This window comes from Acinetobacter terrestris (assembly GCF_004331155.1).
GTDB classification, from domain to species: Bacteria; Pseudomonadota; Gammaproteobacteria; order Pseudomonadales; family Moraxellaceae; genus Acinetobacter; species Acinetobacter terrestris.
On record NZ_SJNZ01000017.1, the window covers coordinates 20,688 to 47,150 of the forward strand.

Here is a 26,463-nt window from a genome sequence, read left to right on the forward strand (position 1 = left end):
TTATGAGTCAAGTTGACAATGCTGTTGTTTCAGCACATCTCTCCCATGTGCGTATTGTCATGGTCAATACCACATTACCTGCAAATATCGGTAGTGCTTTACGCGCGATGAAAACCATGGGCTTATCCAAGCTGGTACTGGTTGAACCTAAAACCTACCCGCACCCGGACATTAATGCCTTGGCTGCAGGCGCAGTCGATTTAATTGAACAGATTGAAATTGTGCCTACATTAGAAGACGCAATTAAAGATTGCCATCTGGTTTTTGGTACCAGTGCCCGTAGCCGTACCATTCCGTGGCCGTTGCTGGACGCCCGCCCTGCTGCGGAAAAATCGCTAAATGCCGTGGTTAAAGATCAACAGGAAATTGCGATTGTATTTGGTCGTGAAGACCGTGGCCTGACCAATGAAGAATTGGCGATGGCCAATTATCACGTCACCATTCCAGTCAATAACGATTACGGCGTATTGAACGTTGCCCAAGCCATTCAGGTGATTTGCTATGAAATGCGCATGGCGGCAATGGCATTGACCGAACAGAAAGAAAATCCTGAAGCTACAATGCATGTGACCGATGAAATTGACATGCAGTGGGATGAGCCATTGGTGACGCATGAACAAATGGAACAGTTCTATCCGCATATTGAGAAAATGCTGGCAGAAATTGAATTTATGGATCCAAAAAATCCACGTTTATTGCCTTTACGCTTGCGTCGTCTATTTGGACGTATACAATTAGACCGTATGGAATATCATTTACTTCGTGGAATATTCACGCGCGTACAAGCGATGAATAGTGGTAAATGGAAAAAATCTACTGACAAAACAACAGATTCTTCAGAGGATCAACCTAATGCTTAAACAGCTCAGAGAAGACATAAAGGCTGTATTCGCGCGCGATCCTGCAGCTCGAAACACCTTAGAAGTTCTAACCACTTATCCAGGCATTCATGCACTGATTATGCATCGTATTGCCCATGAACTTTGGCAAAAAGAGTGTAAAGGCTCTGCTCGCCTGCTGTCTTCTTTTAGCCGTTTTGCCACAGGTATTGAAATTCACCCGGGTGCAAAAATTGGTCGCCGTTTCTTTATCGACCATGGCATGGGTGTGGTGATTGGTGAAACTGCTGAAATTGGTGATGATGTTACGCTTTATCACGGCGTGACCCTGGGCGGTACAACCTGGAATAAAGGCAAACGTCATCCCACCCTGGAAGATGGTGTGGTGGTGGGTGCCGGCGCAAAAATTCTTGGACCCTTTACCGTGGGTAAAAACTCCAAAGTCGGTTCCAATGCAGTCGTGACCAAAGAAGTTCCACCGGATACCACAGCCGTTGGCAATCCAGCGCGCTTTATCACCAAAGACAAGCCCAAAGATGATGAAGAAGCACGTCGCCGTGATTATGCAGAAAGCATTGGCTTCCAACCTTATGCGGCAACACAGGATCAGTCAGATCCTATTCTAGACGGTATGCGGGTTTTGCTGGACCGAATTCAACATAATGAAAAACGCATGAATACCTTGTGTCAGCGTTTATCTTTACTCGATCCTTCATTTAAAAAGCAGCACGACGAACAGCCTTTTAGTGTTGAAGAACTTAAAATTATTGAAGATGTGCGCCGTGAATGTGAAGCGCAAAGCACTCAATCCAAAGCCTAAAGTGCTTATGTGAATCTTCACAATTGCTAACTTGCGTGTTTCTCAGAGTTTTCTTAGACTGACGAACATGCAAGTTGGATTTATTGATACTTCATCTGTTCAATTTTGGCCTACAGCGCAAGCCATTTATGAAATGTCAGCAAAACCTAATCAATTTTAAAATTAAATAATGGATGATCCATATGACCCTTAAGCCTTTGGCATGTACATTAATAGCGGTTTCTTTACTTTCTGCGTGTAGCACCACTCCTAAAGAAGACCCAAAGCCGACTACTCCAATTATTTTTACCGAACCTGATGTGACTCCACCATTCTATGCGTTAAATCCATTTAACTACGATGCTCCACCTCCATTTGAAATTGCATTAAAACAAGCTGCCGCACAGCCTGTGACTAAAATGGAAGTTAATCTTCAAAGTGATCCATCCAAGAAAGTCACTTTAGATGTGAACAAGCTGATTATTCCAACCGTAAACAGCAATGCACGTAATTTGAAATTTGCCGTACTTGCCGGTGAAAATGAAATTGATGTCACTGAAATTGATGACTTCTTGCAATTGGTTGAAGGTAAAGCGCGTCATTACCCGCCTCGTTTTACTGAACGTCAGGAACGTAAAGGTTTTGAAGCCAAGTTAAAAGAATTGACGCAACAGCTTGATACTTTGGCATCTCGAGATAATGCCTCTTTTGATGTACTGATCCGTGCATTTAAAGCCAGCGTGATGGCGCGTAACCTGGACTTGGGTTCGGTCTATACCACTAAATCTTTAACCTATGCGCAGCGCATTTTAAAAATCAACAAAGAAGATGCTGAAGCAAACTTCTGGTTTGGTTTTGGTTTATCTGAAGGTGGCGGTCAGCGTGAAGCGATTCCTTATTTAGATAAGGCGATGCAAGCAGGTGTTCAGGAAGCGTATTTATCTGCGGCAAATAACTACATTGCCATGGAACAAAAGAAAAATGCGATTCAAACTTTAAAGAATTATAAAATCAAATATCCGCAAGAAGCTGAAGTGGCTGACCGTTTAATTGCTGAGATTGAAAAGCAAGGTCGCTGGAATGTATGGCAAATCATTGCTGCTCCTGCTCAGCCAACACCAGCAACACCAGCAACACCAGCAACACCAGCAACTTAATATTTAAACTCAGACTAAAGTAAAAATAGGCCGTCCAGTACGGTCTATTTTTATGTGTATGGATTGATAATTAGAAGAATTATCGTATGATGAATCAAATTCAAATAAATACATACTGCAGACTATTATTATGCCAAAACAGATCTACAAAGTTTTATTTGCAGCGCTATTCAGTAGTTATCTCCTCACTGGCTGTCAGGTGGTCAGTGTAAAAAGTCAGGGCATCAACGTCACCATCGCCAATGAACGAGAAAGTATTTTAACGCGCAATAAATTAAGTGAAGCCAGCTTGAATGTGCTTTCGATGACGGGGCGTGAAGCGAACATTTGCTCGGATCAACCTGAAGAGTGCATTCGGGAACTGCAGCAAATTCCCCAAATTCAAGATGAACAATTATTATCTACAGCAAGTGAAGTCTACCTGGCCAAAGCTTTAAATTTTGAAAATTCAAGTGATTGTAAAATTGGTATATTAACCAGCACCAAGTCAGAAGAAAAAAAACAGCTCCAGCAAGTCAATTATGATAAATGTTTAGACCAACAACTTTATATGCTGGATAAAAGCATTCGCTACAGTTATGCCTACATGTTTAAAACAAAACGCGTCCCACAAGACCGAATTTTTGATAACCGACAGGTTCAAATACGTGACTTTTATAATTTAGCCTTGGCCAAACTGGTTTCGGCTTATGGCCTGCGTCACAAACCTACGCAAGTCGAAAAACGGATTAAAGTCGGTGACAGTATCTACAGCATTAACTTTGATCATTATCCGCAACTTAAAGAACAGAAAATTGAGCAGCTGCTCTCAAGTTATAACCTGAATTTTTCAGGCTTACGTTCCATTAACCGCCGGGACGGTTTTGGTTCAGAATTTGTCGTCGTTTTACCGCAAGTGAAGGACGAGATCGGTGAAGGTAAAAATAAATACATCATCGACCCGATAAATTTTAGCTACAAAAATGGCGTCAATCCGAATATTCATCAAGCGCGTTATCTGGCAGCCACCATTACCGCCCAACCAAAATCTGCAACCAATATTGAAGATATTTTAAATAAGGCCGAGTTTGAATTGGAGGCTTTTGATCCATACAAATATGAGAAAGTTGATCTGGCAGGAAAAACCTATCCGCTTGCGGCCAACTTCTCAACCCCTTATGGGTTGTGGCTGGCACAAAATAATCTGGGGAAAGCGGCTTATTTAACCCTGATTGATCGTGATGACCATCTCACCATGCCGCATTTATATATGCTTGAACCGTATAACCCGAATAAAAAAGTCATTGTATTGGTGCATGGTTTGGCCAGTAGCCCAGAAGCATGGATCCGGCTGACCAATGACATTATGGGTGATGCGGTACTGCGTGAGAATTTCCAGGTCTGGCAAGTATTCTATTCAACCAATATGCCGATTATTGAAAGTCGCTTGCAGATTTATGCCCTGCTTACTCAGGCTTTTGCAAAGGTAGATGCCAAGGCACCCGCCAAAAAAGATGCCGTCCTGGTTGGACACAGTATGGGAGGCATTATTGCCCGGCTTTTGGTGAGTGATGCAGATGTAACAAAAAAAGCGCTGGCCATGATGAACAATCGCCAGTTAAATAAATATCAAAAATTACCAATCGTTTCACAGCGCTTGGTCACGAAGGATATTCCTAATTTTAATCGTGCGATATTTCTCGCAACTCCGCATACAGGAACCGATTATGCAGATCGCTGGTTTACCAAGGCAGCGCGTAAAATTATTCGTATACCGGGTGCATTCCTGTCTGCCGTCGGTGACAGCATACAAAATCAGGATCTGGACGTTAAAGATCTATTAACCCAGATTGATCATGGCCTGATTCAAAATGGTCCAAGCGACTTAAGTCATCAATCAAAATTTATGGAACTCACCAAAAATATTAACCCGCGTAAAGGTCTCGCCTTCCATTCTATTATGGGCAATATCACGGATAGCGATGATCTGAATATGATTACCGATGATGTCGTTACCTATAAAAGTGCCCATTTAAATGGCGCCGTTTCTGAAAAAATCATCAAAGGTGGACATTCCATTCAGGAAACACCGGAAGCCATTTTAGAATTACGTCGCATATTACGCCTGCATTTGACCCAATTAGGTTTGCATAAACCTTAAGGCTTAAGCAATTTCAGTCGATCATGTGCATACAGCGTGATCGACTGAACCGCCATTAAATTTGGAATCAAGATATTTACTTAGGCTATTGTTAGCCATGATTAGACATCACTAAAATACTCACATTTAGCCTATTGATCTTTATTTCAGCGCTATTCACTCATCCTGAACATTCTGATAAAAAATAAAAAACTGTTTGCTCATTTTTACGTATTTATTGCAAAGCATTTTTCTCTACTCATGCAAATTTGATAAGATAAGCCACTCGAATGAAGTTAAGTTTTTTGATGGACATGACTTGGCAGAAAATTAAAAAATATAAGTTAAATGTCTGAGTCATCAATTGACTTATCTTCATGCAAAACATTGAAATTGGTGAGACAGCCAAGTTTTAGCGATCTAGATTTATTCAAATATTTAAGGATTTTACCTCAATGAGTTACCCGGAAATCATGGCTGATCTTTCCACTTTAACGCCAATGATGCAGCAGTACATGAGCGTCAAGATGCAGCATCCTCACTCACTCATGTTTTACCGTATGGGTGATTTTTATGAGTTATTTTTTGATGATGCGCATAAAGCTGCAAAATTACTCGGGATTACTTTAACCCATCGCGGCAAAGCCAATGGCGAACCGATCCCTATGGCGGGCGTACCCTATCATGCAGCTGAAGGTTATCTAGCACGTCTGGTCAAGAAAGGCGAAACCGTGGTCATCTGTGAGCAGCTCGGTGAAGGCGAGAGCGCAGGCACTCGCGGAAAGGCACCTATGGAACGTGGTGTGGTCCGAATTATTACACCCGGTACTCTGACGGACGATGCGCTGCTGAATAGTCATCAATCTTCCAATCTGGTCGCGCTTTGCATTCGACAAAATCAAATTGGTATTGCGCTGTTAGATTTAAGCGCAGGCATTTTCAAGGTTCAACAACAAGACTTCCAACACGAACAGCTCGCGATTGAGCTTTCCCGCTTAATGCCAAGCGAAATTCTGGTGGATGAAGATATTGTTGATCCCAATATTATTGAGCAAATCAAAAAGCAACTTGAGTGCCCGGTTACCAAGCGTCCAAATGTCGATTTCAACGTCAATAATGCGCAAAAAACCTTGTGTGACCAGTTGGCCGTATCGACACTATCCGGTTTCGGGATTGATCATTTGCCACTGGCAAAAGCCTCTGCAGCCGCACTGATTCACTATGCCAAAGAAACCCAAAAAACAGCTTTACCGCATATCCGTTCCATTCAACTGGAACAAAGCAGTGACTTTATTGCCTTAGATCCAGTTACGCGTCGCAATCTAGAATTGGTTGAACCCTTATTTGATCATGGCACATCGCTGTTTCAGCTCATCAATGACTGTCAAACGGCTATGGGTGGGCGTTTACTCAGCCGTACCTTAATGCAGCCGCTGCGTGATACCAAATTACTCGACGCGCGTCTTGATGCAACCGCAGCGATGCTAAATGGTTACCATGAATCACCAATTCGCTTGGTATTGAAAGACATTAGTGATATTGAACGTGTGCTGAGCCGTATTGCTTTAGGCAGCGCACGCCCACGTGATTTAGTCCAACTGCGCCAAGCCTGTGCGCAAATACCTTTATTACGCCATGCCATTCAGCCCATTACTCAAGCCCAGCAATCCACCTTAATTCAGCAGTTAGATCATGAATTGGGTGATTTTAAGGGGTTATACCAACGCCTGATGTCTGCCATTGTCGAACATCCTCCGGTATTACTTCGTGATGGCAATGTCATTGCAGAAGGTTTTGACAGTGAACTGGATGAACTGCGTAAAATTCGTGATCATGCCGGTCAGTTCCTGATCGATTTGGAAACTCAAGAGCGTGAAAACACCGGGGTTTCCACCCTTAAAATTGGTTACAACCGTGTCAGTGGCTACTACATTGAACTAACCCGCGCGCAAGCAGATCAGGCACCGGATCATTACATTCGTCGCCAGACCTTAAAAAATGCAGAGCGCTATATCACGCCAGAGCTCAAGTCTTTTGAAGATAAAGTGCTCTCCAGTGAATCTCGTGCGCTGGCACGTGAAAAAATGCTGTTTGAAATGCTGCTGGATGAATTACGCCAGGACATCGGTAATTTACAAATGATGAGCAGCGCGATTGCACAAATTGACATGCTGGCCAATTTTGCCCATCAAGCACGTTTACGCAACTGGTCACGTCCGGAATTTAGCCCTGAAATTGGGGTGAAAATTGTAGCCGGTCGCCATCCTGTGGTTGAAGCCTTAAGTAAAACTGCCTTTACCCCAAATGATACGACTTTAGATTTTAATCACCGTATGGCCATTGTGACGGGGCCAAATATGGGTGGTAAATCCACGTTTATGCGTCAAACCGCACTGATTAGTTTATTGGCTTATTGTGGATGCTATGTGCCTGCCAAATCCGCAGTATTAGGTCCAATTGATCGGGTCTTTACCCGTATTGGTTCAGCGGATGACTTATCTACCGGTAAATCGACCTTTATGGTGGAAATGACTGAAACTTCACAAATCCTGCATCATGCTACTAATCAGTCTTTGGTACTGATGGATGAAGTCGGCCGTGGCACCAGTACCTATGATGGCTTGTCTTTGGCCTGGGCCTGTGTGATTGATTTAAGCAAACGCATAAAATGCCTGTGCTTATTTGCGACCCATTATTTTGAACTCACTGAACTGGGCAAAGAGCCTGGCATTGACAATTACCATGTCACTGCCAAGGAATTGAACGGTAATTTAATTTTGTTGCACAAAGTTCAGTATGGCCCTGCGAGTCAAAGTCATGGTCTTCAAGTTGCAAAATTGGCCGGTATTCCTGCCAGCGTGATTAAAGAAGCGCAAAATCGTTTAAAGATTTTGGAAAAACAGCAACATCAGCAACTCAATAAAGCGGTACAAAACGATTTATTTAGTGTGGCAGATGAGCCGTCTATTGAAGTGATTGAACGGGTTGTTGAAGTGGAAAAAGATGTGCCAGCGCTGAATCTGTTAAGAGCTTTAGATGTCGACAGTCTTTCACCACGAGAAGCCCTGCAACAAATCTATGCTTTGAAAGATGCATTAGAAGTTTAATTTAAAACTATCCTGAATAAGTCAAAGACTCCTAAATGGGAGTCTTTTTCATTTAGATGCCCTATTTAAGCCGATGTTCAGTTTTTATCAAAATTAACAGCCCTATATATAACAAATATCAATAAAAGCAATTGTTAGTTACATGCGTTTTTGCCTAGAATACAGCAAGAGTAATTAGAACCATATTTTTTAGGTAGCTGTCGCCATGACCTTTGTTGTCACTGAAAATTGTATTAAATGTAAATACCAAGACTGCGTAGAAGTTTGTCCAGTGGATTGTTTCTACGAAGGCCCAAATTTCCTCGTCATCAATCCTGATGAATGTATTGACTGTGCACTTTGCGAACCTGAATGTCCTGCAAATGCTATTTTCTCGGAAGATGAGTTACCAGAAGGTCAAGAAGTCTTTATTGAACTTAATACTGAACTTTCACAAAAATGGCCGAACATCACCCAGATTGGTGATCAGCCTGCTGACCGTGAAGAATGGAATGGTAAAGCTGACAAGTTACAATACTTGGAAAAGTAATACTGTCCTCAGACTTCAAAAAAAGATCAGCCGTTGCTGATCTTTTTTTATACTTAAAAAAACATTTGATTGCAATTTTTCCAAATTTTATCCACAAAATTATATTAAAATAACGCACGTATTTATAAATATTTGATTTCTATAATGAAGCATTTTCTCAAGGGATTAATCGGGTTCGGTTTAATCCCACTTGTCATGATTGGATGTACCACATCTCCTCAGAAACAAGGACGTACCACCACGACTCCCGACGGAAAACGGATCTTCATTCCCCAAGAACGCATCATTATTGAACGCCCGATTCCACCTAAAACGGTTCCTTATGCTTATAGCGCTTGGGCTGCAATAGGCGATAATTTACGACGCGTGCGCGAATATGAAGTGTTTCTTGAACAAAATGGCGTAGGCAATATTATTCCAAGTTTTGAACTCATGCGTACGGCACGGGACTGGCAAAAATGTTCTCGTTCACAATACATGATTCCAAATCGTGAATTGTGGAACAATCAGGTTTCGACCTTGCGTGTATTTAAATATTTGGTTGCAGCCAAAGTGCTCACCGACTTTGAAGTCACTTCGGTTTATCGTGATTTACCGCTTAACCAGTGTGCTGGCGGGGCAAATTCATCACGTCACTTATTTAATTCGGCTATCGATTTCCGTATTGGGCCTGCATATCCTCAACCTGAAGATTATGCTTTCATCGAAAATACCAAATTTAAATTATGCCAATTCTGGGCACAACACGGTCAAAGCCTGAATATGGGACTTGGACTGTATGCTTCAGGTCAAATCCATATTGATACTCAAGGTTACCGTACCTGGGGACCTGACTTATCACGTCATTCCTCTATGTGTAATTACTAATCTAGATACAATGACTCTAAAGTCAGTTCAGATAAAAAAGAGATCTTGATGATCTCTTTTTTATTGCCTTATTTTCAATAAATTTAAACGATAAATTGCACTCTGAATGGAAAGGTTTAAAATGCTTGCATCGTAAAAAAGGTGACAAAACTATGCAACAAATGTGGACAGAGATTGATGCTTACATCGATTCACATTTAATTCCAGAAGACCCTATTCTTCTACAGACATTAAAAAATACTGAAGAAAGAGGTTTTCCAGATCACCTTGCAGTAGCTCCCAATCAGGGCATGCTATTGCAAATGCTCATTCAGATGAATAAGTGTAAGCGTGTGCTGGAATTGGGTACTTTTGCCGCCTATAGCACCATGTGGCTGGCACGTGCGCTTCCTGAAGATGGTTATATTTTAACGATTGAAGGTCGTGACACACACGCAGCATTGGGTCAAGAAAATATCGACAAGGCCAAGTTGCCGCAAACCATTGACCTGAAAGTTGGACGTGCAGCGGATGTATTAAAAGCATTGCCTGCTGATTTCGAAGCTTTCGATTTTATCTTTATTGATGCCGATAAACAGAGTTACCCTGAATATCTAGAATTAAGCTTGGACTTATCTCATTCAGGAACCATTATTGTGCTCGATAATGTGATTCGTGGAGGCGAAATCATCAATCCTGAAAATCATAAACCGAGCATTGAAGGGATCCGAGAAATGTTTGTCGCTTTACAGAACCATCCTCGTATCTTGTCGTGTACAGCGTTACAAACTGTAGGCAGCAAGGGTCATGATGGCTTTGCATTGGCCATAGTGAAATAATTTGACACAAAGATCAAAAAACAATCGCACTGTTTTTTTATTTGTTTATTAGCAATTTACACACACTGTCCATATAGTTATCCACAAGTTATGCGGATAACTATGACTATTTTTCAATCAACTACTCTATGCCAAGCTTGTGCTTATTTGACCACCAACAACGGTACCGTTGAATTTCGGAAAATAGTCGTTGCAACACTGCCTAAAAAGAACTGGTGAATTTTACTGTGACTAAATGCACCCAGTACAATCAGTTGTATCCCATGTTCACTCTGATATTCAAGTATATTTTCAGAAACATCTCCATACCGATATTCCATCACCACATCGAGTCCTGCTTCGCGTAAATATTGTGCAGGTTCATTCAATATTTCTGGATGATCCCCCACATAAAGCACATGGCACTGCAAAAGTCTTAATAAATCACTTTGTGCAATTCGTTTCATCAAGTTAACGCAGGTTGGCGAATATTCATAAGCAAAAATAAATCGTGTCGGTGGCTTAAAATTTTCGCCCACGGTCATAATGGTACAGTTAGCGCCACGAATAAAGTTTTCAACATTACTGCCGATGGGTTTATTCCGTTCTGCAGAACGCTCCCCGACTCGACCAATAATGGTAATGTCGTCATCTCTAAGCACATTAAAACTTTGTTCTAAAAAATCGCCTTTTTCTTGTAGATGCGATGCAGTTAAACCGTACTTTTGCTGAATCATTTCACTAATATGATTGAGCAAGTTATTGCTATAATTGAGTGCCAGTTCACTTTGTTTTTGTTCAAGTTCAGCCAGTTCTTTGAGTAACATTGCATTACTTTCAAAACCAATTACCCCACTTATTTCCCCTAAGTGATAACTGGCAGGGTAATAATCTAAAACCTGTAATAACACCAATTCACGTTGTGTCTGCTTTGCAACCCATGCGGCAGCTTCTGCAACTGCATTCACACACGGAGAAGAATCAATACAAGCGATTACACGTTTCATTTTCGCCTCGCTTTTCGCCTTTGAAGGCTTTAAGTCTATTTGTTATTTTTAACTTAGCATATCTATTCCAGACTATGCATGCTTTTATGTAATTAAACTTACTTGGCAATTCATCCTAATTTTATTGAACTTTTTAATCGCGATAACGGATAAATTTCGCAGGATTGCCCACAACGATAGCCGCTTTTTCAACATTTTTTGTGACCATGCTATTCATTCCAACCACGGCATGCGATCCAATACTTATACCATCCTTTACGCCTACATGTGCGCCCAACCAGACATCCTGACCAATCTCGATTCCCTTCGAACGCACAGGTTGCTGGTAAATTGGCTGCTCTAGCTCCATGCCATGGTCAAAGGCATACAAATGACAATATGCAGCGATACGGACCTGATCATGCAGCTTGATCCCCATACGTCCACCATCCAGAATGCAATGATGGTTAATCGCAACTTCATTGCCAATTTCCAAGGGTCCATGCAAGGTACAATCTGCTGCAATAAAGGTATTATCGCCAATCACAATTTTCCGGCCCGGCTCGGCAAAAATATGCGCCAGCGGTGAAATAAAACAGTTTTCACCAATCTCGACCGTTTCCATTTGCATTAAATAAGCTTGATATTCTTTTTGCCATGCTTCAGCCCAAGCCCGGTTTTTCGGTTTTAATGACCAATATAACCACGGCATATAGTTCAGACGATGCTTGTGCTGTTCACGATATTTTAACAGTGGATCTTGTTCAGTCATTCTGTGGTTCTTCTACAATTTTGAGTTGTTCACGACCGCGAGTCACATCCTGAATTTTCAAGGACAAGGGTTCTATTTGATGAATTTGCAGTAAAGCTTCGACTTGTACGCCGGTCGCGGTATAGTCTTGTTTAAATTCGATTTGCTGCTGATTGAGTTCATATTGAAAGATTGACCATTCATTAAACTGGCAGGCAAAATTGACTTTTTTCTTTTCAATCAGTTCAATTTTTTCAGCCAGTAATAGACCTTGTCCCGCGCAGCCACCATAAGCGCGAACCAGCCCACCTGTTCCGAGTTTAATTCCACCATACCAGCGATTCACCAACACCAGAATATTGGTCAACTCATTGCCTTCAATGGTTGCCAGAATCGGTCTCCCCGCAGTTCCAGAGGGTTCACCATCATCATTAAACCGGACATTATGTCCAATTTTCCATGCCCAACATTGATGCGTTGTGGTGAGATCTTTATGGGTTTCCAAAAAATCCTTGACCGCCTGTTCATTTCCCACTGGCACTGCAATGGCTTGAAAGCGACTTTTCTTGATGTCTTCTTCGAAACTAACTTGTGAGGCAATCGTAAATGGCATAAATCTGACAATAAAAAAAGCACTGTAAAATTATAACGTGTTTTCAAACCTCTGTAGCTAACTTAGATCAGCATTTAAAGTTCAACCTCATACTCTGGCAATAATCTATGCGCTAAGTTCCAGTCTAAGTGTCATATATCGCTTAGCAAAACCTGTAGAAATAAAGCGTCAATCTGATCGCTTTATGATGGAGTGAAATAACTATGGTTCATGGTGCAACTTGGACTTTGTTTGAAAAGTGATGAGTTAAACTATAGAAATGGCTCCTCCATCGACAACAAATTCTGATCCGATAATAGCGGACGTATATAAGGAAATCAGGACAAGAATTGTTAGCCAACTCTTTAGAAAATTATGTGTATAGGGGATAAAAATTTAAATCCTGCTATATTCTTGGGATTAAAAAATAGATTTTTTAACATTAAAATCTAAGACTTACTTTAATAAATGCGAATCATCATGTTCTATATTTTTAGTTTAGATCCTCTGTTCACACAGATGTGCCATTATTTTAAATAGAGTCTGCTAAAAGAATAATTTCTAATTTTTTATAAACTTAGACCTTCATACATAAGAAATTAAATCATTTAAGCTTTTATTAGCATTTATTAATACAATTAAACATCCATACAAAATAATAGATCTTTCTCTTAACCTCCTTAATGTTTCCATTAGTTAAAATAATTTAATATTTGTTGATTTGTGTAATAAATTGAAGCCAAGTTTACACACCTATAACACAGTTTATTATGTGATATTTAACACATTATAATAATTTTATTGCGTTTTAAATCTCATAAAATTCCTTATTACAATTAAGGAATTAAAAAATTAATTCTTTTAAATTCATTTAATTATAATTTTGAAGTTTTTAATTAATGATTTATCAAAAATTTAAAACGCTTTAAAAGTGATTTTTTCACGATTCTCAATTTTTAATTTTAATGTTATTTAAATTTGGTTAATTTCCAGAAATAAATACATTATAAAAAGGTGGGAGAGTCGATATGGCTACGATTAAAATACTATCCGCGGAAAATGGAGAAGTCCTTCAGAATATTGATAATAATATTGTGAAACTAACACAAAATTCAGTCATTCAGGTAAATGCAGATATTGATGAAGTGGTGACTATTACTCGTCAAGGAAATTCTGCAGTTATTCAGCTCAAAAATGGCGAAAGCATCATTATTGAAAACTATTTCGACTATCCGGTAGATGCCAATCGAATTGTTTTTGAGAATGAAGGAAAATTATATTGGGCAGAGTTTACTGATCAAAATGGCGAAATGCTGGACACTATCCTTTATCATCCCCTCACAGAAGGTACTGTCGAAAGCACAAATATGGCTGCCGGAATTTTACCTTGGCTGGGTGGCGCTCTAGCGATTGGGGCTATTGCCGCTGCTGCAGGTTCAGGAGGTTCTTCTGGTGGTGATTCTGATTCCGGAAGTCGAGACAATACCCCGCCTAAATTAACCGGCATCATTGTTAATGAAAATGGTCAGCTTGAATTAAGCTTTAATGAGAATGTAAATGGTTCAAATCCACGTCCTGAGGATTTTACTGTAATCGTGGATGGCGAAGAAATTCCAGTCACCAATATCATCGTAGAAGGCGATAAGATTACATTGGTCACTGAGCCAGCAATTCAGGATGGCCAAGACGTTACTGTTGATTATCAAGATAGTACGCCAAACAATGATCAAGGTATCAAAGACTCGGAAGGTAATGTATTAGACGGTCTCGATTCTGATGCAGTGGGAGGAGTAAAAAACCCAGACACTACCGCCCCTACACTACTGAGTGCCGAAGTCAATGAGAACGGCAACATTGAGCTGAGCTTTAATGAAGATGTATCTTCCTCTAATCCATTAAATGATGATTTTACCGTGACTGTGGATGGTACAGCAGTTCCGGTGATAGACCTTCTTATCAATGGCAGCATCATTACCCTGATTACCGATCCTGAAATTACTCAAGGTCAAGTGGTTGAAGTGAGCTATAGCGACAGCACACCGGGAAATGCACAAGGAATTCAGGATTCGGACGGCAACGTGCTGGAAGGATTTGATGCAGTCGATGTGGGCGGTGTTGAAAATAATTCGGAACAGCAAACTCCAGATGTAGATTCACCGGTACTCATCGATGCAGAAGTGAATGAAAACGGCAATATTGAACTCAGCTTTAATGAAGATGTATCTTCCTCTAATCCATTAAACGATGATTTCACCGTGACTGTGGACGGTGCAGCCGTTCCGGTGATAGACCTTCTTATCAATGGCAGTATCATCACTCTGATCACCGATCCTGAAATTACTCAAGGTCAAGTGGTGGAAGTGAGCTATAGCGACAGCACGCCGGGAAATACACAAGGGATCCAGGATTCGGACGGCAATGTGCTGGAAGGATTTGATGCAGTCGATCTGGGCGGTGTCGAAAATAACTCGGAACAGCAAAATCCAGATGTGGATGCACCGGTACTCATCGATGCCGAAGTAAATGAAAATGGCAATATTGAACTCAGTTTTAATGAAGATGTATCTTCCTCAAATCCATTAAACGATGATTTCACTGTGACTGTGGATGGGACAGCAGTTCCGGTGATAGACCTTGTTATCAATGGCAGCATCATTACCCTGATCACCGACCCTGAAATTACCCAAGGTCAAGTGGTTGAAGTGAGCTATAGCGACAGCACGCCGGGAAATACACAGGGGATTCAGGATTCGGACGGCAATGATGCAGCAGGCTTTAGCACAGCTGATCTGCCGAATGGGGTCGTGAATAATTCTGATCAGCCAACCCCGGATACTGTGGGCCCGACACTGCTAGCAGCCGAAGTCAATGAAAACGGCAACATTGAACTCAGTTTTAATGAAGCCTTGGATGCAGACAATCTGCCACCTGCAGCGAGCCTTGTGGTTACTGTCGGCATAGCACCTGATCAGACTGTGGTCAATGTGACTGGTATAAGTGCAGATGGAAATACCCTAACTCTGATCACGGATCCGCTGATTAGCGCAGGCCAGAGCATTAATGTGGTCTATACCGATCCAAGCGCTGGAAATGATCTCGACGCCATTCAGGATACTGCCGGTAATGATGCAGCAGGCTTTAATACAGCTGACTTACCGAATGGTGTAGTGAATAATGTGGAACTACCACTGAGTTTAGCCAATGATGAGATTTCTGCCTTACTCGTTAATAAGACTATTAATACAGCTACACCACTTGCGACAATAGACGAACAAGATTTGATTAGTGTTCTTCCTGGAGATTCAAGAATAGCAGTAATGAATTTCACTATTGATAGTGGTACAGAAGATGTTGTGATTATTGTACAGCAAGATAATTTAGTGGACTTAGCCGGCGCTTTCACTTTTGTAGTGCGAAATACAAGGACTGGTGAAGAATTTCAGGTGGCAGCCGCAGATACAAGTCAAGGAGGATTAATTGCTGGTGCACTAGGATTAGAATTATTAGGTGGAGTTGCAGATGCTCAAGGGCTGAGATTAGATATTAGTGACTTGCCTGCGGGTAATTATGAAGTTTCTATCTATGGTGACTCTTCACAGTTAGCAGATATTTTAGCTACTGTAGATTTAGCGAGCTTAGGTGATAACACTGTCAATGATCTGGTATCAGATACCGTATTAGGTTTACTGGAAACAGCTTTAACAGGCCCAGATGCTGATCCTCGTGGACTATTAGAGCAATTGACACTCAGCCAGTTGTTAAGTTTAACCACTGATGTACCAGCATTAGGCACCTTAACGGGAGCTATTGATACGATCCTGTCACTTGCCCTAGATAATGTATTGGTTCGTCCAATATTAGGCGATGTATATAACACACCTCTAAGTGAATTACTCGCAGGAAATTCAGGAGGTGCACTAGGATTCCTATTGACTACACTCGGTCTAGGTTCAGCTCTAAATAGCTTGGTAAATGGAATTCTAGATGGTGTAGATGGTGCGGGCCAAGCATTATTCGATAATTTAGTAGAACCGTTAGTTAACGATATCTTGTCAGATACGGTACTTGAAGGCACAGGTCTGACTACTGGATTAAATAGCTTATTAGGATCAGTGAATACTTTACTCACTAATCTGAGATTAGGTAACGTTTTACCCACTGTCGATGGATTATTAGATCTTGTGGCTCAAGAAATTTTGAGTAATCCATTAACTATATTAGGTGGAACCACCGCCGAAGTATATGTTGTGAATGGAGAAACGTACCGTGCAACAGGAAATATTCAGGAAACTTCAGTCGATGGTACTCAAGCTGATAACTGGGGTGATGGAGTATTAACTGCAGTTAAGGGCGTGCCAGTAACTTTCGATTCAACTGATGCAGATGGTAAGTTCACTCTTATTCAGGGAACCTATGGAGTCCTTAAACTCTATGATGATGGTAGCTTTATTTATAATTCGAATAGTTTAAATGGACAAGGATCTCCGATCAGTGAGGTATTTAGCTATACAGTAACGCGTAATGCTGGACAGGCGAATGAGGAAACGGCTTCAGCAGATTTGACGATCAATATTGATCCTGTAAATCAGATCATTAACTATGCCGATGACTCCGCAGATAACCTGTTACAAGGCGGTGCAGGCAATGATATTCTGACAGGTGGTGCTGGAGCAGATACGGCAATCTACTATTTACTGAATAATACTGATGCCACTGGCGGCAATGACACAGATATCTGGACTGACTTCAATGCTGCTGAAGGTGACATAATTGATGTTTCGGCTTTGCTGAGTGATCAGACTGTAAATGCATCGAATCTTGGAAATTATATAACACTCGAACAGCGTGGAGACGATACGGTAGTAAAAATCGATCGTGATGGTTTGGTAACAGACCCAAGCTATGCGCCAACAGAGCTGATTATTTTGCAAAATACAACCAGTACAAGTTTAGTTCTTGATGATTTAATTAAATATAATCAAATTTAATTAGCCAGATAAGAAAAAGTTTTTCGAAATCTTTTCTTGGAAAATCCAATACTAAAGATAAAAAAATCCCGCTTCGGCGGGATTTTTTTATCTTAGGCAAATATTTACAGCGTCAAAAACCAAGTCGATGCAATCACTACTATAATAATCATTATCAGTAAAACTTTGATGATCTTCGTTTGCTGTTCAAGTGGAAGTCAGCTTTGGCCAAGGTATTTGTAAGCAAAATCCTTTCTCAGATTCCAAGCCAGATTAATTTCTGTTGCACTTCATCTACGAATCTAGGCAATAAAAAAACCTCCTGTAAAAAGGAGGTTTTTAAATTAAAATTCTTAAATTTTAATTAGCGTTCACGCAGGGCTTCTTGCGCTTTATTGAACGGTTTAATCAGATAATCCAGCACTGATTTTTGTCCGGTTTTAATATCCACAGTGGCCACCATACCGGGGGTAATACTGAATTGCTTACCGGCTTTATTGGTTAATTTATCGGTATTGGTTCGAATATAAACCCGGTAATAAAACTGGTCCTGCTTCACTTCATCCCGGATGGTATCTGGCGAGATGGTCGTCACCTTGCCTTTTAATCCACCATAAATGGAATAATCATAAGCCGTGACTTTAACCAGGGCTTCCTGACCAGGATGAATAAATGCAATATCTCGGGGTGAAATTCGCGCTTCAATCAATAACTGTTCATCTAAAGGAACAATGGTCATGAGCTTGCCATTTTGTGGAATCACGCCACCAATGGTCATGACATCAATTTCCTTGACTATACCGCGCATGGGCGCCTTGAAAACCGTACGGCTTAAAGTATCTGACTTCCCTCTCACCACTTGTTGCTGTGTTTCTACATCTGTATTGGCTTTGGATAATTCTTCACGCGACTTCACATAATACTGATTGCGAATATCATTCATTTGATTACGAAGATTATTGGCTTCACGTTTTAGACGTAACACTTCCACTTCACTAGCAGCACCTTTAGCCACAAGCGGTTCGGTCATGCTCAGTTCCTGCTCAATCAAACTTAAAGCCTGACGTAGACCTGCCATGGACTCATCCAGATTGGCACGGCGTGAATTATAAAGTGCGGTTTCTTCCTTCACCAGTTTAGTGTCTTTTAACACTTCTTGAGGAAAAGAAAGTGGTGTTCCGTTCACTTCAGCTCTTAGACGCGCTGAAGTTGCGCGTGAAGACATCAGCAATGAAGCCGATTCTCCAACATTGGATTCCAGCCGGGTCGGATCGAGCTGAGCCAGGATCTGACCCTGTTTAACAATTTCACCTTCACGAACATTCAACTTGGTTAGAATGCCGCCTTCAAGCGACTGAATAGTCTGCTCTTTGGAGGAAGACACAACTTTACCCGTCCCGGTGGAGACTTCTTCAAGTTTAAAGAACCATGCCCATAGCAATAAGGTGACTAAACCCAAACAGATAATCCAGATGAACAAACTGGCTTTGGGTAAAGGTGGTTCAAGCTCAGTGACTTTGATGCTACTTTTTAGATTCTGTGATTTCGCTCTCATGAATTAGCTCCTGCAACCTGACGTTGCTGTGGCTGATTTTGATTGAGAATCTGATCACGCGGTCCATCCATCACGATCTTGCCATCATTGACCACAATAATTCTGTCCACCAGCTCCAGTACTGCACGACGATGCGTCGCAACAATCATGGTGCGTTGACCGAGCCATAATTTTAAATGATCAATCAGTTGTTTTTCCGATACATCATCAATCGATGCTGTCGGCTCATCCAGCAACAGAATATTGGGCTGGCGAATCAGTAAACGTGCCAGTAACAGGGCCTGTTTCTGACCACCAGAAAAACCAACGCCACCTTCAAGAATCATATGATCCAAGCCTTCTTTTTTCTCCTGCACAAAATGAATTGCACCGGTAATTTTTAAGGCATTCAATATTTCTTCATCACTGGCCAAAGGCGCACCAAGGGTCAAGTTTTCACGCACCGAACCAAAGAACAGATGCGCATTCTGGTTCAGTAACCCCATATCACGGCGCACATCTGAAGGATCGATTAAACCCAGTTCAACACCATCCAGTTTGATTTTGCCCTGAACAGGCGTTTGCATGCCTGACAATAATTGCAGCAGTGTCGATTTACCTGCGCCATTACGCCCAAGAATGGCAATCTTTTCACCCGGTTTGATTTCCAGCTTTGGAATCATCAAACTTGGCTTTGGATCATCTTCGCCATACTTGAAAGTCACGCCAGTTAATTCATAATGACCATTCAGCGCCGGACGATGAATCAAATGGGCATGGTCCGGCTGATCCACCGGTTTTTTCATTAACTCATCCAGTCCATTTTTCGCCACTTTGGCTTGCTGCCAGCGGCCCAGCACACCGGTAATTTGCGCAATCGGACCGAGCATGCGTGAAGACAACATCGAACAGGCCACCAGAGCACCCGTGGTCATGTCACCTTTCATCACCGCAAAACAACCCACTAGCACCACAATTGCAAAGGTCAAACCCTGAATTTTCTGGGTCCAGGCATTCATCACGCCCACAATTTTACGTTGACGCATTGAAACATCCGCAGATGATTCATTCATATGGTTCCACTGATTCTGGAATCTGGCTTCTGCACGCAATAGCTTGATATCCTCAATGCCTTGGACTGCTTCAACCAGCATGGCATTACGGACTGCACCTTCGCGCATGCCTTCACTGGCCAGTTTCGCCAACGGTTTTTGTGCCAGAATTCCAGGTAGAATCATTAAAGGCACAACCAGAAGCATCACCCAGAACAGGTCGCCACCAATCAGCCAGAAAATTCCCAAAAACAGCAGAAAGAAAGGTAAATCGGCAATGGCTGAAATTGTGGTGGAAGTCACCAGTTCACGCACCCCTTCAAGCTCACGAATCTGTGAAATAAACGTGCCTGTAGATTTGGAGCGTTCACTGTTTTTAATTCTTAACGCATGACCAAAAACCCGGTCCGATATTCTTAAATCTGCACGCTTGCCAATAATATCCGACAGGTAAATTCGTGCGACCCGCAAACTGAATTCAAAAATTGCAGCAATCAGTACACCACCGGCCAGTACCCATAAAGTGGGAATCGACTGTGCCGGAATTACCCGGTCATAGACATTCATGGAAAAAACCACAGTCGCCAAGGCCAGAATATTGGCAATCATGGAGCCAAACATTACATCGACATAACGTTTCCAGTCACGTAATACAATGGTCCAGAACCAGCTGCTTTCATAAGGCTTGATGTATTCATCCACCCGCGCATCTGGCACGGATTTCTCCGGTCGAAGAATATAGACATGACGAATATTGGATTGCAGCACATCCAGGGTTAAAGTCTGCGCCAGTCCCTGATCACCACTTAGCTGGATATTGGCATTGCCTTCGGCATCGACCTTTTCAACCACCCCGACCTGACCATCATGAAATTCTACGACAACCGGGAGACGCCACGGATTGATTAAATCTTGAGTGAATGCAGACTTACGCATACTCATGCCGACCTGACGCGTAATCAGTGCCAGAATGTCATCAACATTCTGGTTGGGATTCCAGTCTAGCTGTAAACGGATACGTTCTTCAGAGGGTTCTATACGATAATGTTTGGCAATCGTGAGTACCGCTTGAAGCCACGGCTGATAATTATTTTTATTATTCATGGCTGAATCTCAAACCCCTGGATTGGAATACTATTAAGATCATAGAGATCACGAGAACGTCCTGTAACCGTAATGTATCTCACAATTGCATCATAAATGTCGTAACGTGCATTTTCGATTTCCTGAGCTGCACTGTGAATAGACTGTTCTGCATTGAGCAAGTCAACTGCTGAACGCGTCCCCAGTTTATATTGCTCCTGATACAGCTCTCGGGTACGAATTGAGGTTTCCTTGCGCGCCATCAGAATAGTCATCAGATGCTGCTTATTTTCGATTTCTTCACGTAATACCCGGATTTCATCCAGCACATCCAGATAGACTGAATTAACCTTTGCTTTTGCAGCTTCCTCGGCATAACTGGCAGCGCGTGTCTGGGATGCTTTCGCTCCCCCCTGATATAAATTACTGCTCGCTTCCAGCATGATCGAGTTATACATCCCATCATCTTCATTATTATTGGGATTACGGCCATTTAATGCCTGACTGAGCGAACCTTTAACACTCAAGGTTGGATAGTTAGTTAATTTTGATTGTTGCTTTTGAAATTTGGCAACTTCGACCTGTGCCTGTGCAGCAATCATGCTTGGAATTTTGTTAAATTCTGGATCACGGTATAAATCGGAATCCCTCACCACACGCTCTGGAATAGCCCAATCCTGACCGGTCACATCTGCACCCAACAAGGTACGCAATTTCTGCTGAATTTTTTTCAGCTGCGTTTGCTGTACCACTAAATTGGCCTGTGCAGCTTCTAAATTTGCACGTGCCTGAACAGGGTCGGCCTGGGTACTAATCCCCGCCTGTGCTCTTAAATTGGCAATTTCTGCAATGCGTGAAATGCCGTTAATCTGCTGCTGTGCAATTTGAGTGATTTCCTGATAGCGCTTAATATTCACAATCGCATTGGCAGTTTCATAGGCCACATTATCGATGCTCAGCAAAACATTGGCCTGTTCAGCCGCAAGCTTTGCCTGTTCAATATCCACCCCACTTTTAACCTTGCCAAAATCGTAGAGCATTTGTGTGGCATTCAGACTGATCAGCTGGCGTCCACGTTCACCGGAACTTAAGTCTCCCGTGGACAATCCGCCTGAAAGCTGGGGATAATACCCGGCTTTGGCAACATCAATATAAGCACCCTGTCCAGCTAAAACCGAGACACTCTGTGAAACATCCGGACTGCGCTGTAATGCCCGAAGGATGGTTTCATTGAAGCTTAATTGGCTAACAGGTTGATACGTCGGTTGATTTTTAGAAAAAGCCAGTGTTCGATCAGAGCCTTGTATTACAGGTAATTCCTGAACTTTTGAGGTGTCCAATTGAAAATTACTGAGGGTGTGAATATCGGCTTTATTATAGTTTTCATCAGGCTTAGGAACAAAAATTTGACTGATCCCAGACTTGACCGATTGCATAAACTCTTTTGAACTATCTGCATGTGCATAGTTTATCTGTAAAGGCATTATACATATCAGACACTGCATGCTCCGCATACATAGATTTTGCCGCAAAATTACTTTAGATTGATTTTTTAATATCATTTGAATGGCAGTTACATTTAATAAATATTTTAAGGTATTTGGTAGAGAATACGTTGTTTTTGTAAAATAATTGTTATTTTTTATAACTATAATATCTAGATGATCTTGTCATTGATTGATGACAAAATCATCTTTTATTTTGATTATTTTTTAAACTTTTAAACCATAAAATCTTCACCGAGATAAACCTGGCGCACTGTTTCATTTTCAAGCACTTCTTGCGGTGTTCCTTCCGCAATTACCGCACCTTCACTGACAATATACGCTCGTTCACAAATCGCCAAAGTTTCGCGCACATTATGGTCGGTAATTAATACGCCAATTCCACGATCTTTTAAGGTGCGAATAATATCCTTAATATCGCCTACAGAAATAGGATCGACCCCGGCAAAAGGCTCATCAAGTAACATAAACTTAGGATCAGCAGCCAAAGCACGGGCAATTTCGGCACGACGCCGTTCGCCACCTGAAACACTCATACCTAAAGAATCTTTAATATGGGTGATTTTAAAATCAGCCAGCAATTCACTTAAACGCTGTTGGCGTTGCTGTTTGTTTAAATCCTTACGGGTCTCAAGAATGGCCATAATATTTTCAGAAATGGTCAGTTTTCTAAAAATAGACGCTTCTTGAGGTAAATAACCAATCCCTTTACGGGCACGTTCATGCATGGCCAAATCAGACAAATCCAGATCATCTAAATGAATCTCGCCTTTATCCATACGGACTAAACCAACCACCATGTAGAAACTTGTGGTTTTACCGGCACCATTTGGACCAAGTAATCCAACAATCTGTCCACTTTGCATCTGGAAAGAAACGTCCTTAACCACCCATCTTTTACTATAGTTTTTGGCAAGATGTTTGATACACAGGGTTTGTGGCTGATTTAGCGATTGATCCATTAATCACGTGCTCCCGGGAATGATTTTGAACTAGAAGGTGGAATCACAATTTGGACACGACCTGAAGATGAACCGGTGTTATTTGGGGTACCTGTCGCTTCAATATCACCCTTATTCATACTATATTTCAAAGTATTACCACGAATACTTGCACCATCTTGCTGTAACAATGCGCTGCCAGACAAGGTGATAATGCCGGTTTGGGCATTATAGAGAATCTTTTGTGCCTGCCCTTTGGCTAAACCTTTATTGACATCCACTTTTTGCTGAAAACGCGCGGGACCGCCAGTTGCAGTAATGGTGCTGATTTCTTTTTGACTGTTCAGATTGGCAATAATCGAATTGGCTTGCAATTTCATGGTGCCTTGCTCGATGATGACATTACCGGTATAAGTCGTCACACCGGTTTTTTCATTATAGGTTGCGCGGTCAGCCACTAGGGAGATGGGCTGATTTCGGTCCGCAGGAATTGCAAATGCCGTTGCCGATGAGAATACAACCAAACCGACTAAAGCTGCTTGCTGAAGCAAGGTTTTAGAAAATGTAAGCTTAAGATTTTGGTTCATATTTTCCTCGAATATTAAAAAATTCGTATTGACCGTTATTTAAATTGGCTTTCAGACCTTGGCTTACAAATTCAGCTTGCGGAGATTGCACAATTACTTGTTTATTGGTTTCAATTTCACGAGTTTTAGGATATCCCGTTAACTCTGTGGTACGAAACTGCATTTTGCCTTGTTGCATCAACTTAACCGCCAACACATCTCCAGACAAAACAACCCGCTCATTATCATCATAACTATTTGCGACTTTGGCATAAAAAGTGGCATCGACTGCGCCATTTGTATACATGGACGCATTCAGATTGGTGAGTTTTGCAGTTTGTTTTTGCATGTCCTGTTCAAGACGATCCAGCTGAGCGCGGACATACAAATTACCGCTATCATCGGTTTGGGTGAGATTAATTTTTTCAGCGGAATAGGTCATACTCCTTGCTGAATCAACCTCAAGTTTATTGCCCTTGCCGCTGTAATAGTAATAACCACCACTTATAGCTGCAATTGCTATAGCAGTTAGGTATAAAACTTTTGTATCCATAAGTGTGGTACTTAACTCAAATTAAATGAATTATTTAACTATTAATGTGGGACAGACGTATATTTTTCAAGAAGCGTTTCGTAAGCCCCTTTAGCCATCAAAATCATATCGCAGATTTCGCGTACCGCGCCGCGCCCACCCATTGCCTGAGTCACCAGGTCTGCACGGCGACGTACTTCAACATGACCATTCGGCACGGTAACTTTCATGCCTGCAATGGCAAAAGCAGAAAGATCCGGCCAATCATCGCCCATATATAAACAGTCTTCTGGTGCAACATTCAATTGTGCACAGGCTTCGCGTAATGCGATGCCTTTATCTTCACGGCCTTGAAAAACCAAGTCTACACCCAGGTCAGACATGCGCTTTTCAACAATATTGCTGGTACGTCCAGTAATGATAATGACTTTAACACCGGCTTTCTGTACAAGTTTCATACCCAAGCCATCACGAATATCAAAGGACTTGATTTCATCCCCTGTATTGGTGAGTGTCACGAAACCATCACTTAAAATACCGTCGACATCAAGAACTAAAGCTTCAATATGACGCGCTTGTTCTAATAAAATATAAGATGCCATTTATTAATTTACCCCAGCTTGAATCAAGTCATGCATGCTAATGACACCAATGACTTTATTTACATCATTTACCACAACAAATTGATTGATTTTGTTTTCGTTCATGCGTTCCAAAGCTTCAACAGCACGCACTTCTTGCGAAATGGTTAAAGGGTTCTTGGTCATTACTTCCGACACGACCAGGTTCACATCAAAACCTTGTTGCTTATCAATTAAACGACGTAAATCACCATCGGTAAAAATACCAAGCAGAACATTATTCTGGTCTACAATTGTGGTTAAACCTAGGCGTTTGTTTGAAATTTCGTATAAAACCTGATTCATTGGTGTATCTGGAGAGACTTTTGGTAATTCTGTCCCTTTATGCATGAGGTGTTTTACATGCAACAATAAGCGCTTACCCAAAGCGCCCGCCGGATGCGACATGGCAAAATCATCTGCAGTAAAACCACGGGCATCCAGCAAAGCCACTGCCAGTGCATCACCTAAAGCCAAGGTTGCGGTCGTACTTGAAGTCGGTGCCAGACCCAGTGGACAGGCTTCCTGAATATTACCCAAGGTTAACGCCACGTCTGCATTTTGTGGCATCGGACCTTTATCATCACCACTGATGGTAATAAGCGGAATTTCCAAACGCTTGATCAAGGGCATCAGCATCATAATTTCATCACTCTTGCCCGAGTTTGAAATCGCAATCAGTACATCGCCCGGTACCAGCATACCTAGGTCACCATGTCCTGCTTCACCCGGATGCATAAAGAATGATGGCGTACCGGTAGAAGCAAAAGTTGCTGCCATTTTACGACCAATATGACCAGATTTCCCCATGCCGGTAATGACTAAGCGCCCTCGGCACTGCAGAATGATTTCACATGCATGGCTAAAACGTTCATCGATTTGCGTCGCCAATATTTCTAGCGCTTGTTCTTCTATACGCAAAGTTTCTAATGCAACTTTTTGGAAGTCTATTTGATTTGGCATATTTGGTGGGTTCAAAGTAGGTTTACCTTAACGCTATAAAGCGTTGACTCTAATCAAGCAAAAATAATTTTCGCAATTTTATCATATCTATGCAAATCGCACGTTTCTAAATGTACAACTTTTCACAAGCATATAAAAAAAACGCTTAAAACTTTAT

At 41.6% G+C, this 26,463-nt stretch carries 20 protein-coding genes; 9 read left to right on the forward strand and 11 right to left on the reverse strand.

Annotation, left to right across the window (positions count from 1 at the left end; all coding sequences use genetic code 11):
• The first annotated feature begins 2 nt into the window (after window positions 1-2).
• The 8 genes from E0H81_RS10615 (at window position 3) to E0H81_RS10650 (ending at window position 10,235) form a co-directional block, all read left to right on the forward strand.
• On the forward strand, window positions 3-860 hold the full coding sequence (locus E0H81_RS10615) for an RNA methyltransferase (protein WP_131318775.1): 858 nt from the start codon (window positions 3-5) through the stop codon (window positions 858-860).
• A complete protein-coding gene (cysE, locus tag E0H81_RS10620) occupies window positions 853-1,659 on the forward strand; it encodes a serine O-acetyltransferase (protein ID WP_131266525.1) in 807 nt (268 codons plus the stop codon). Before E0H81_RS10615 ends, cysE begins: the two co-directional genes overlap by 8 nt.
• 182 nt (window positions 1,660-1,841) lie before the next feature.
• Window positions 1,842-2,795 carry an ABUW_2363 family tetratricopeptide repeat lipoprotein gene (locus tag E0H81_RS10625; RefSeq protein ID WP_131318777.1) on the forward strand — a complete coding sequence of 318 codons (954 nt, stop codon included), beginning with the start codon at window positions 1,842-1,844 and terminating at the stop codon, window positions 2,793-2,795.
• A 130-nt stretch (window positions 2,796-2,925) separates the two neighbouring features.
• Entirely contained in the window at window positions 2,926-4,935 is a 2,010-nt protein-coding gene (locus tag E0H81_RS10630) for an esterase/lipase family protein (RefSeq protein ID WP_131318779.1), read from the forward strand.
• A 434-nt stretch (window positions 4,936-5,369) separates the two neighbouring features.
• On the forward strand, window positions 5,370-8,021 hold the full coding sequence (gene mutS, locus E0H81_RS10635; protein ID WP_131318781.1) for a DNA mismatch repair protein MutS: 2,652 nt from the start codon (window positions 5,370-5,372) through the stop codon (window positions 8,019-8,021).
• 205 nt (window positions 8,022-8,226) lie between these two features.
• Window positions 8,227-8,550 (forward strand): ferredoxin FdxA, encoded by a 324-nt coding sequence (gene fdxA, locus E0H81_RS10640; RefSeq protein WP_004651686.1) that lies wholly within the window; start codon window positions 8,227-8,229, stop codon window positions 8,548-8,550.
• A gap of 144 nt (window positions 8,551-8,694) precedes the next feature.
• On the forward strand, window positions 8,695-9,417 hold the full coding sequence (locus E0H81_RS10645) for a D-Ala-D-Ala carboxypeptidase family metallohydrolase (RefSeq protein WP_131266534.1): 723 nt from the start codon (window positions 8,695-8,697) through the stop codon (window positions 9,415-9,417).
• Between the two features lie 152 nt (window positions 9,418-9,569).
• Window positions 9,570-10,235: an O-methyltransferase gene (locus E0H81_RS10650; RefSeq protein WP_131266536.1), complete on the forward strand. Its 666-nt coding sequence runs from the start codon at window positions 9,570-9,572 to the stop codon at window positions 10,233-10,235.
• Window positions 10,236-10,378: 143 nt separating this feature from the next.
• Here the strand turns inward: E0H81_RS10650 and E0H81_RS10655 are convergent, their stop codons facing one another.
• The 3 genes from E0H81_RS10655 to E0H81_RS10665 form a co-directional block, all read right to left on the reverse strand.
• Window positions 10,379-11,221 carry a universal stress protein gene (locus tag E0H81_RS10655; protein WP_131318783.1) on the reverse strand — a complete coding sequence of 281 codons (843 nt, stop codon included), beginning with the start codon at window positions 11,219-11,221 and terminating at the stop codon, window positions 10,379-10,381.
• A gap of 133 nt (window positions 11,222-11,354) precedes the next feature.
• Window positions 11,355-11,972 (reverse strand): DapH/DapD/GlmU-related protein, encoded by a 618-nt coding sequence (locus E0H81_RS10660; protein ID WP_131318785.1) that lies wholly within the window; start codon window positions 11,970-11,972, stop codon window positions 11,355-11,357.
• The gene (locus E0H81_RS10665) at window positions 11,965-12,564 is read right to left on the reverse strand and encodes an IMPACT family protein (protein WP_131318787.1); all 600 of its coding nucleotides are present in this window, start codon (window positions 12,562-12,564) and stop codon (window positions 11,965-11,967) included. Before E0H81_RS10665 ends, E0H81_RS10660 begins: the two co-directional genes overlap by 8 nt.
• Window positions 12,565-13,571: 1,007 nt before the next feature.
• Between E0H81_RS10665 and E0H81_RS10670 the strand changes: the two genes are divergently transcribed.
• Complete coding sequence (locus E0H81_RS10670; RefSeq protein WP_131318789.1) at window positions 13,572-17,531, forward strand: SwmB domain-containing protein; 3,960 nt, start codon at window positions 13,572-13,574, stop codon at window positions 17,529-17,531.
• Between the two features lie 343 nt (window positions 17,532-17,874).
• Here the strand turns inward: E0H81_RS10670 and E0H81_RS10675 are convergent, their stop codons facing one another.
• The 8 genes from E0H81_RS10675 to E0H81_RS10710 all read right to left on the reverse strand — a co-directional run bounded on the left by E0H81_RS10675 (window position 17,875) and on the right by E0H81_RS10710 (window position 26,306).
• Window positions 17,875-19,065: an HlyD family type I secretion periplasmic adaptor subunit gene (locus tag E0H81_RS10675; RefSeq protein WP_131318791.1), complete on the reverse strand. Its 1,191-nt coding sequence runs from the start codon at window positions 19,063-19,065 to the stop codon at window positions 17,875-17,877.
• Complete coding sequence (locus E0H81_RS10680) at window positions 19,062-21,200, reverse strand: type I secretion system permease/ATPase (RefSeq protein ID WP_131266547.1); 2,139 nt, start codon at window positions 21,198-21,200, stop codon at window positions 19,062-19,064. Before E0H81_RS10680 ends, E0H81_RS10675 begins: the two co-directional genes overlap by 4 nt.
• The gene (locus E0H81_RS10685) at window positions 21,197-22,693 is read right to left on the reverse strand and encodes a TolC family outer membrane protein (protein ID WP_378235380.1); all 1,497 of its coding nucleotides are present in this window, start codon (window positions 22,691-22,693) and stop codon (window positions 21,197-21,199) included. The genes E0H81_RS10680 and E0H81_RS10685 overlap by 4 nt, the downstream gene beginning before the upstream one ends.
• A 206-nt stretch (window positions 22,694-22,899) precedes the next feature.
• Complete coding sequence (lptB, locus tag E0H81_RS10690; protein ID WP_131266551.1) at window positions 22,900-23,646, reverse strand: LPS export ABC transporter ATP-binding protein; 747 nt, start codon at window positions 23,644-23,646, stop codon at window positions 22,900-22,902.
• Window positions 23,646-24,212: a lipopolysaccharide transport periplasmic protein LptA gene (gene lptA, locus E0H81_RS10695; protein WP_131318794.1), complete on the reverse strand. Its 567-nt coding sequence runs from the start codon at window positions 24,210-24,212 to the stop codon at window positions 23,646-23,648. Before lptA ends, lptB begins: the two co-directional genes overlap by 1 nt.
• Window positions 24,196-24,744: an LPS export ABC transporter periplasmic protein LptC gene (gene lptC, locus E0H81_RS10700; RefSeq protein WP_131318796.1), complete on the reverse strand. Its 549-nt coding sequence runs from the start codon at window positions 24,742-24,744 to the stop codon at window positions 24,196-24,198. The genes lptA and lptC overlap by 17 nt, the downstream gene beginning before the upstream one ends.
• Window positions 24,745-24,785: 41 nt before the next feature.
• A complete protein-coding gene (locus E0H81_RS10705) occupies window positions 24,786-25,325 on the reverse strand; it encodes a KdsC family phosphatase (protein WP_131318798.1) in 540 nt (179 codons plus the stop codon).
• A gap of 3 nt (window positions 25,326-25,328) precedes the next feature.
• The gene (locus E0H81_RS10710; protein WP_131266559.1) at window positions 25,329-26,306 is read right to left on the reverse strand and encodes a KpsF/GutQ family sugar-phosphate isomerase; all 978 of its coding nucleotides are present in this window, start codon (window positions 26,304-26,306) and stop codon (window positions 25,329-25,331) included.
• Between the last annotated feature and the right edge of the window lie 157 nt (window positions 26,307-26,463).

Bases quoted from the DNA above. Each gene is read 5' to 3' on its own strand.
- E0H81_RS10710 (WP_131266559.1), bottom strand. From the start codon at position 26,306: ATGCCAAATCAAATAGACTTCCAAAAAGTTGCATTAGAAACTTTGCGT.
- E0H81_RS10680 (WP_131266547.1), bottom strand. From the start codon at position 21,200: ATGAATAATAAAAATAATTATCAGCCGTGGCTTCAAGCGGTACTCACG.
- E0H81_RS10615 (WP_131318775.1), top strand. From the start codon at position 3: ATGAGTCAAGTTGACAATGCTGTTGTTTCAGCACATCTCTCCCATGTG.
- lptB (WP_131266551.1), bottom strand. From the start codon at position 23,646: ATGGATCAATCGCTAAATCAGCCACAAACCCTGTGTATCAAACATCTT.
- E0H81_RS10685 (WP_378235380.1), bottom strand. From the start codon at position 22,693: ATGCGGAGCATGCAGTGTCTGATATGTATAATGCCTTTACAGATAAAC.
- E0H81_RS10705 (WP_131318798.1), bottom strand. From the start codon at position 25,325: ATGGCATCTTATATTTTATTAGAACAAGCGCGTCATATTGAAGCTTTA.
- E0H81_RS10655 (WP_131318783.1), bottom strand. From the start codon at position 11,221: ATGAAACGTGTAATCGCTTGTATTGATTCTTCTCCGTGTGTGAATGCA.
- E0H81_RS10665 (WP_131318787.1), bottom strand. From the start codon at position 12,564: ATGCCATTTACGATTGCCTCACAAGTTAGTTTCGAAGAAGACATCAAG.
- E0H81_RS10650 (WP_131266536.1), top strand. From the start codon at position 9,570: ATGCAACAAATGTGGACAGAGATTGATGCTTACATCGATTCACATTTA.
- E0H81_RS10625 (WP_131318777.1), top strand. From the start codon at position 1,842: ATGACCCTTAAGCCTTTGGCATGTACATTAATAGCGGTTTCTTTACTT.
- E0H81_RS10645 (WP_131266534.1), top strand. From the start codon at position 8,695: ATGAAGCATTTTCTCAAGGGATTAATCGGGTTCGGTTTAATCCCACTT.
- E0H81_RS10660 (WP_131318785.1), bottom strand. From the start codon at position 11,972: ATGACTGAACAAGATCCACTGTTAAAATATCGTGAACAGCACAAGCAT.
- cysE (WP_131266525.1), top strand. From the start codon at position 853: ATGCTTAAACAGCTCAGAGAAGACATAAAGGCTGTATTCGCGCGCGAT.
- E0H81_RS10670 (WP_131318789.1), top strand. From the start codon at position 13,572: ATGGCTACGATTAAAATACTATCCGCGGAAAATGGAGAAGTCCTTCAG.
- mutS (WP_131318781.1), top strand. From the start codon at position 5,370: ATGAGTTACCCGGAAATCATGGCTGATCTTTCCACTTTAACGCCAATG.
- lptA (WP_131318794.1), bottom strand. From the start codon at position 24,212: ATGAACCAAAATCTTAAGCTTACATTTTCTAAAACCTTGCTTCAGCAA.
- lptC (WP_131318796.1), bottom strand. From the start codon at position 24,744: ATGGATACAAAAGTTTTATACCTAACTGCTATAGCAATTGCAGCTATA.
- E0H81_RS10630 (WP_131318779.1), top strand. From the start codon at position 2,926: ATGCCAAAACAGATCTACAAAGTTTTATTTGCAGCGCTATTCAGTAGT.
- E0H81_RS10675 (WP_131318791.1), bottom strand. From the start codon at position 19,065: ATGAGAGCGAAATCACAGAATCTAAAAAGTAGCATCAAAGTCACTGAG.
- fdxA (WP_004651686.1), top strand. From the start codon at position 8,227: ATGACCTTTGTTGTCACTGAAAATTGTATTAAATGTAAATACCAAGAC.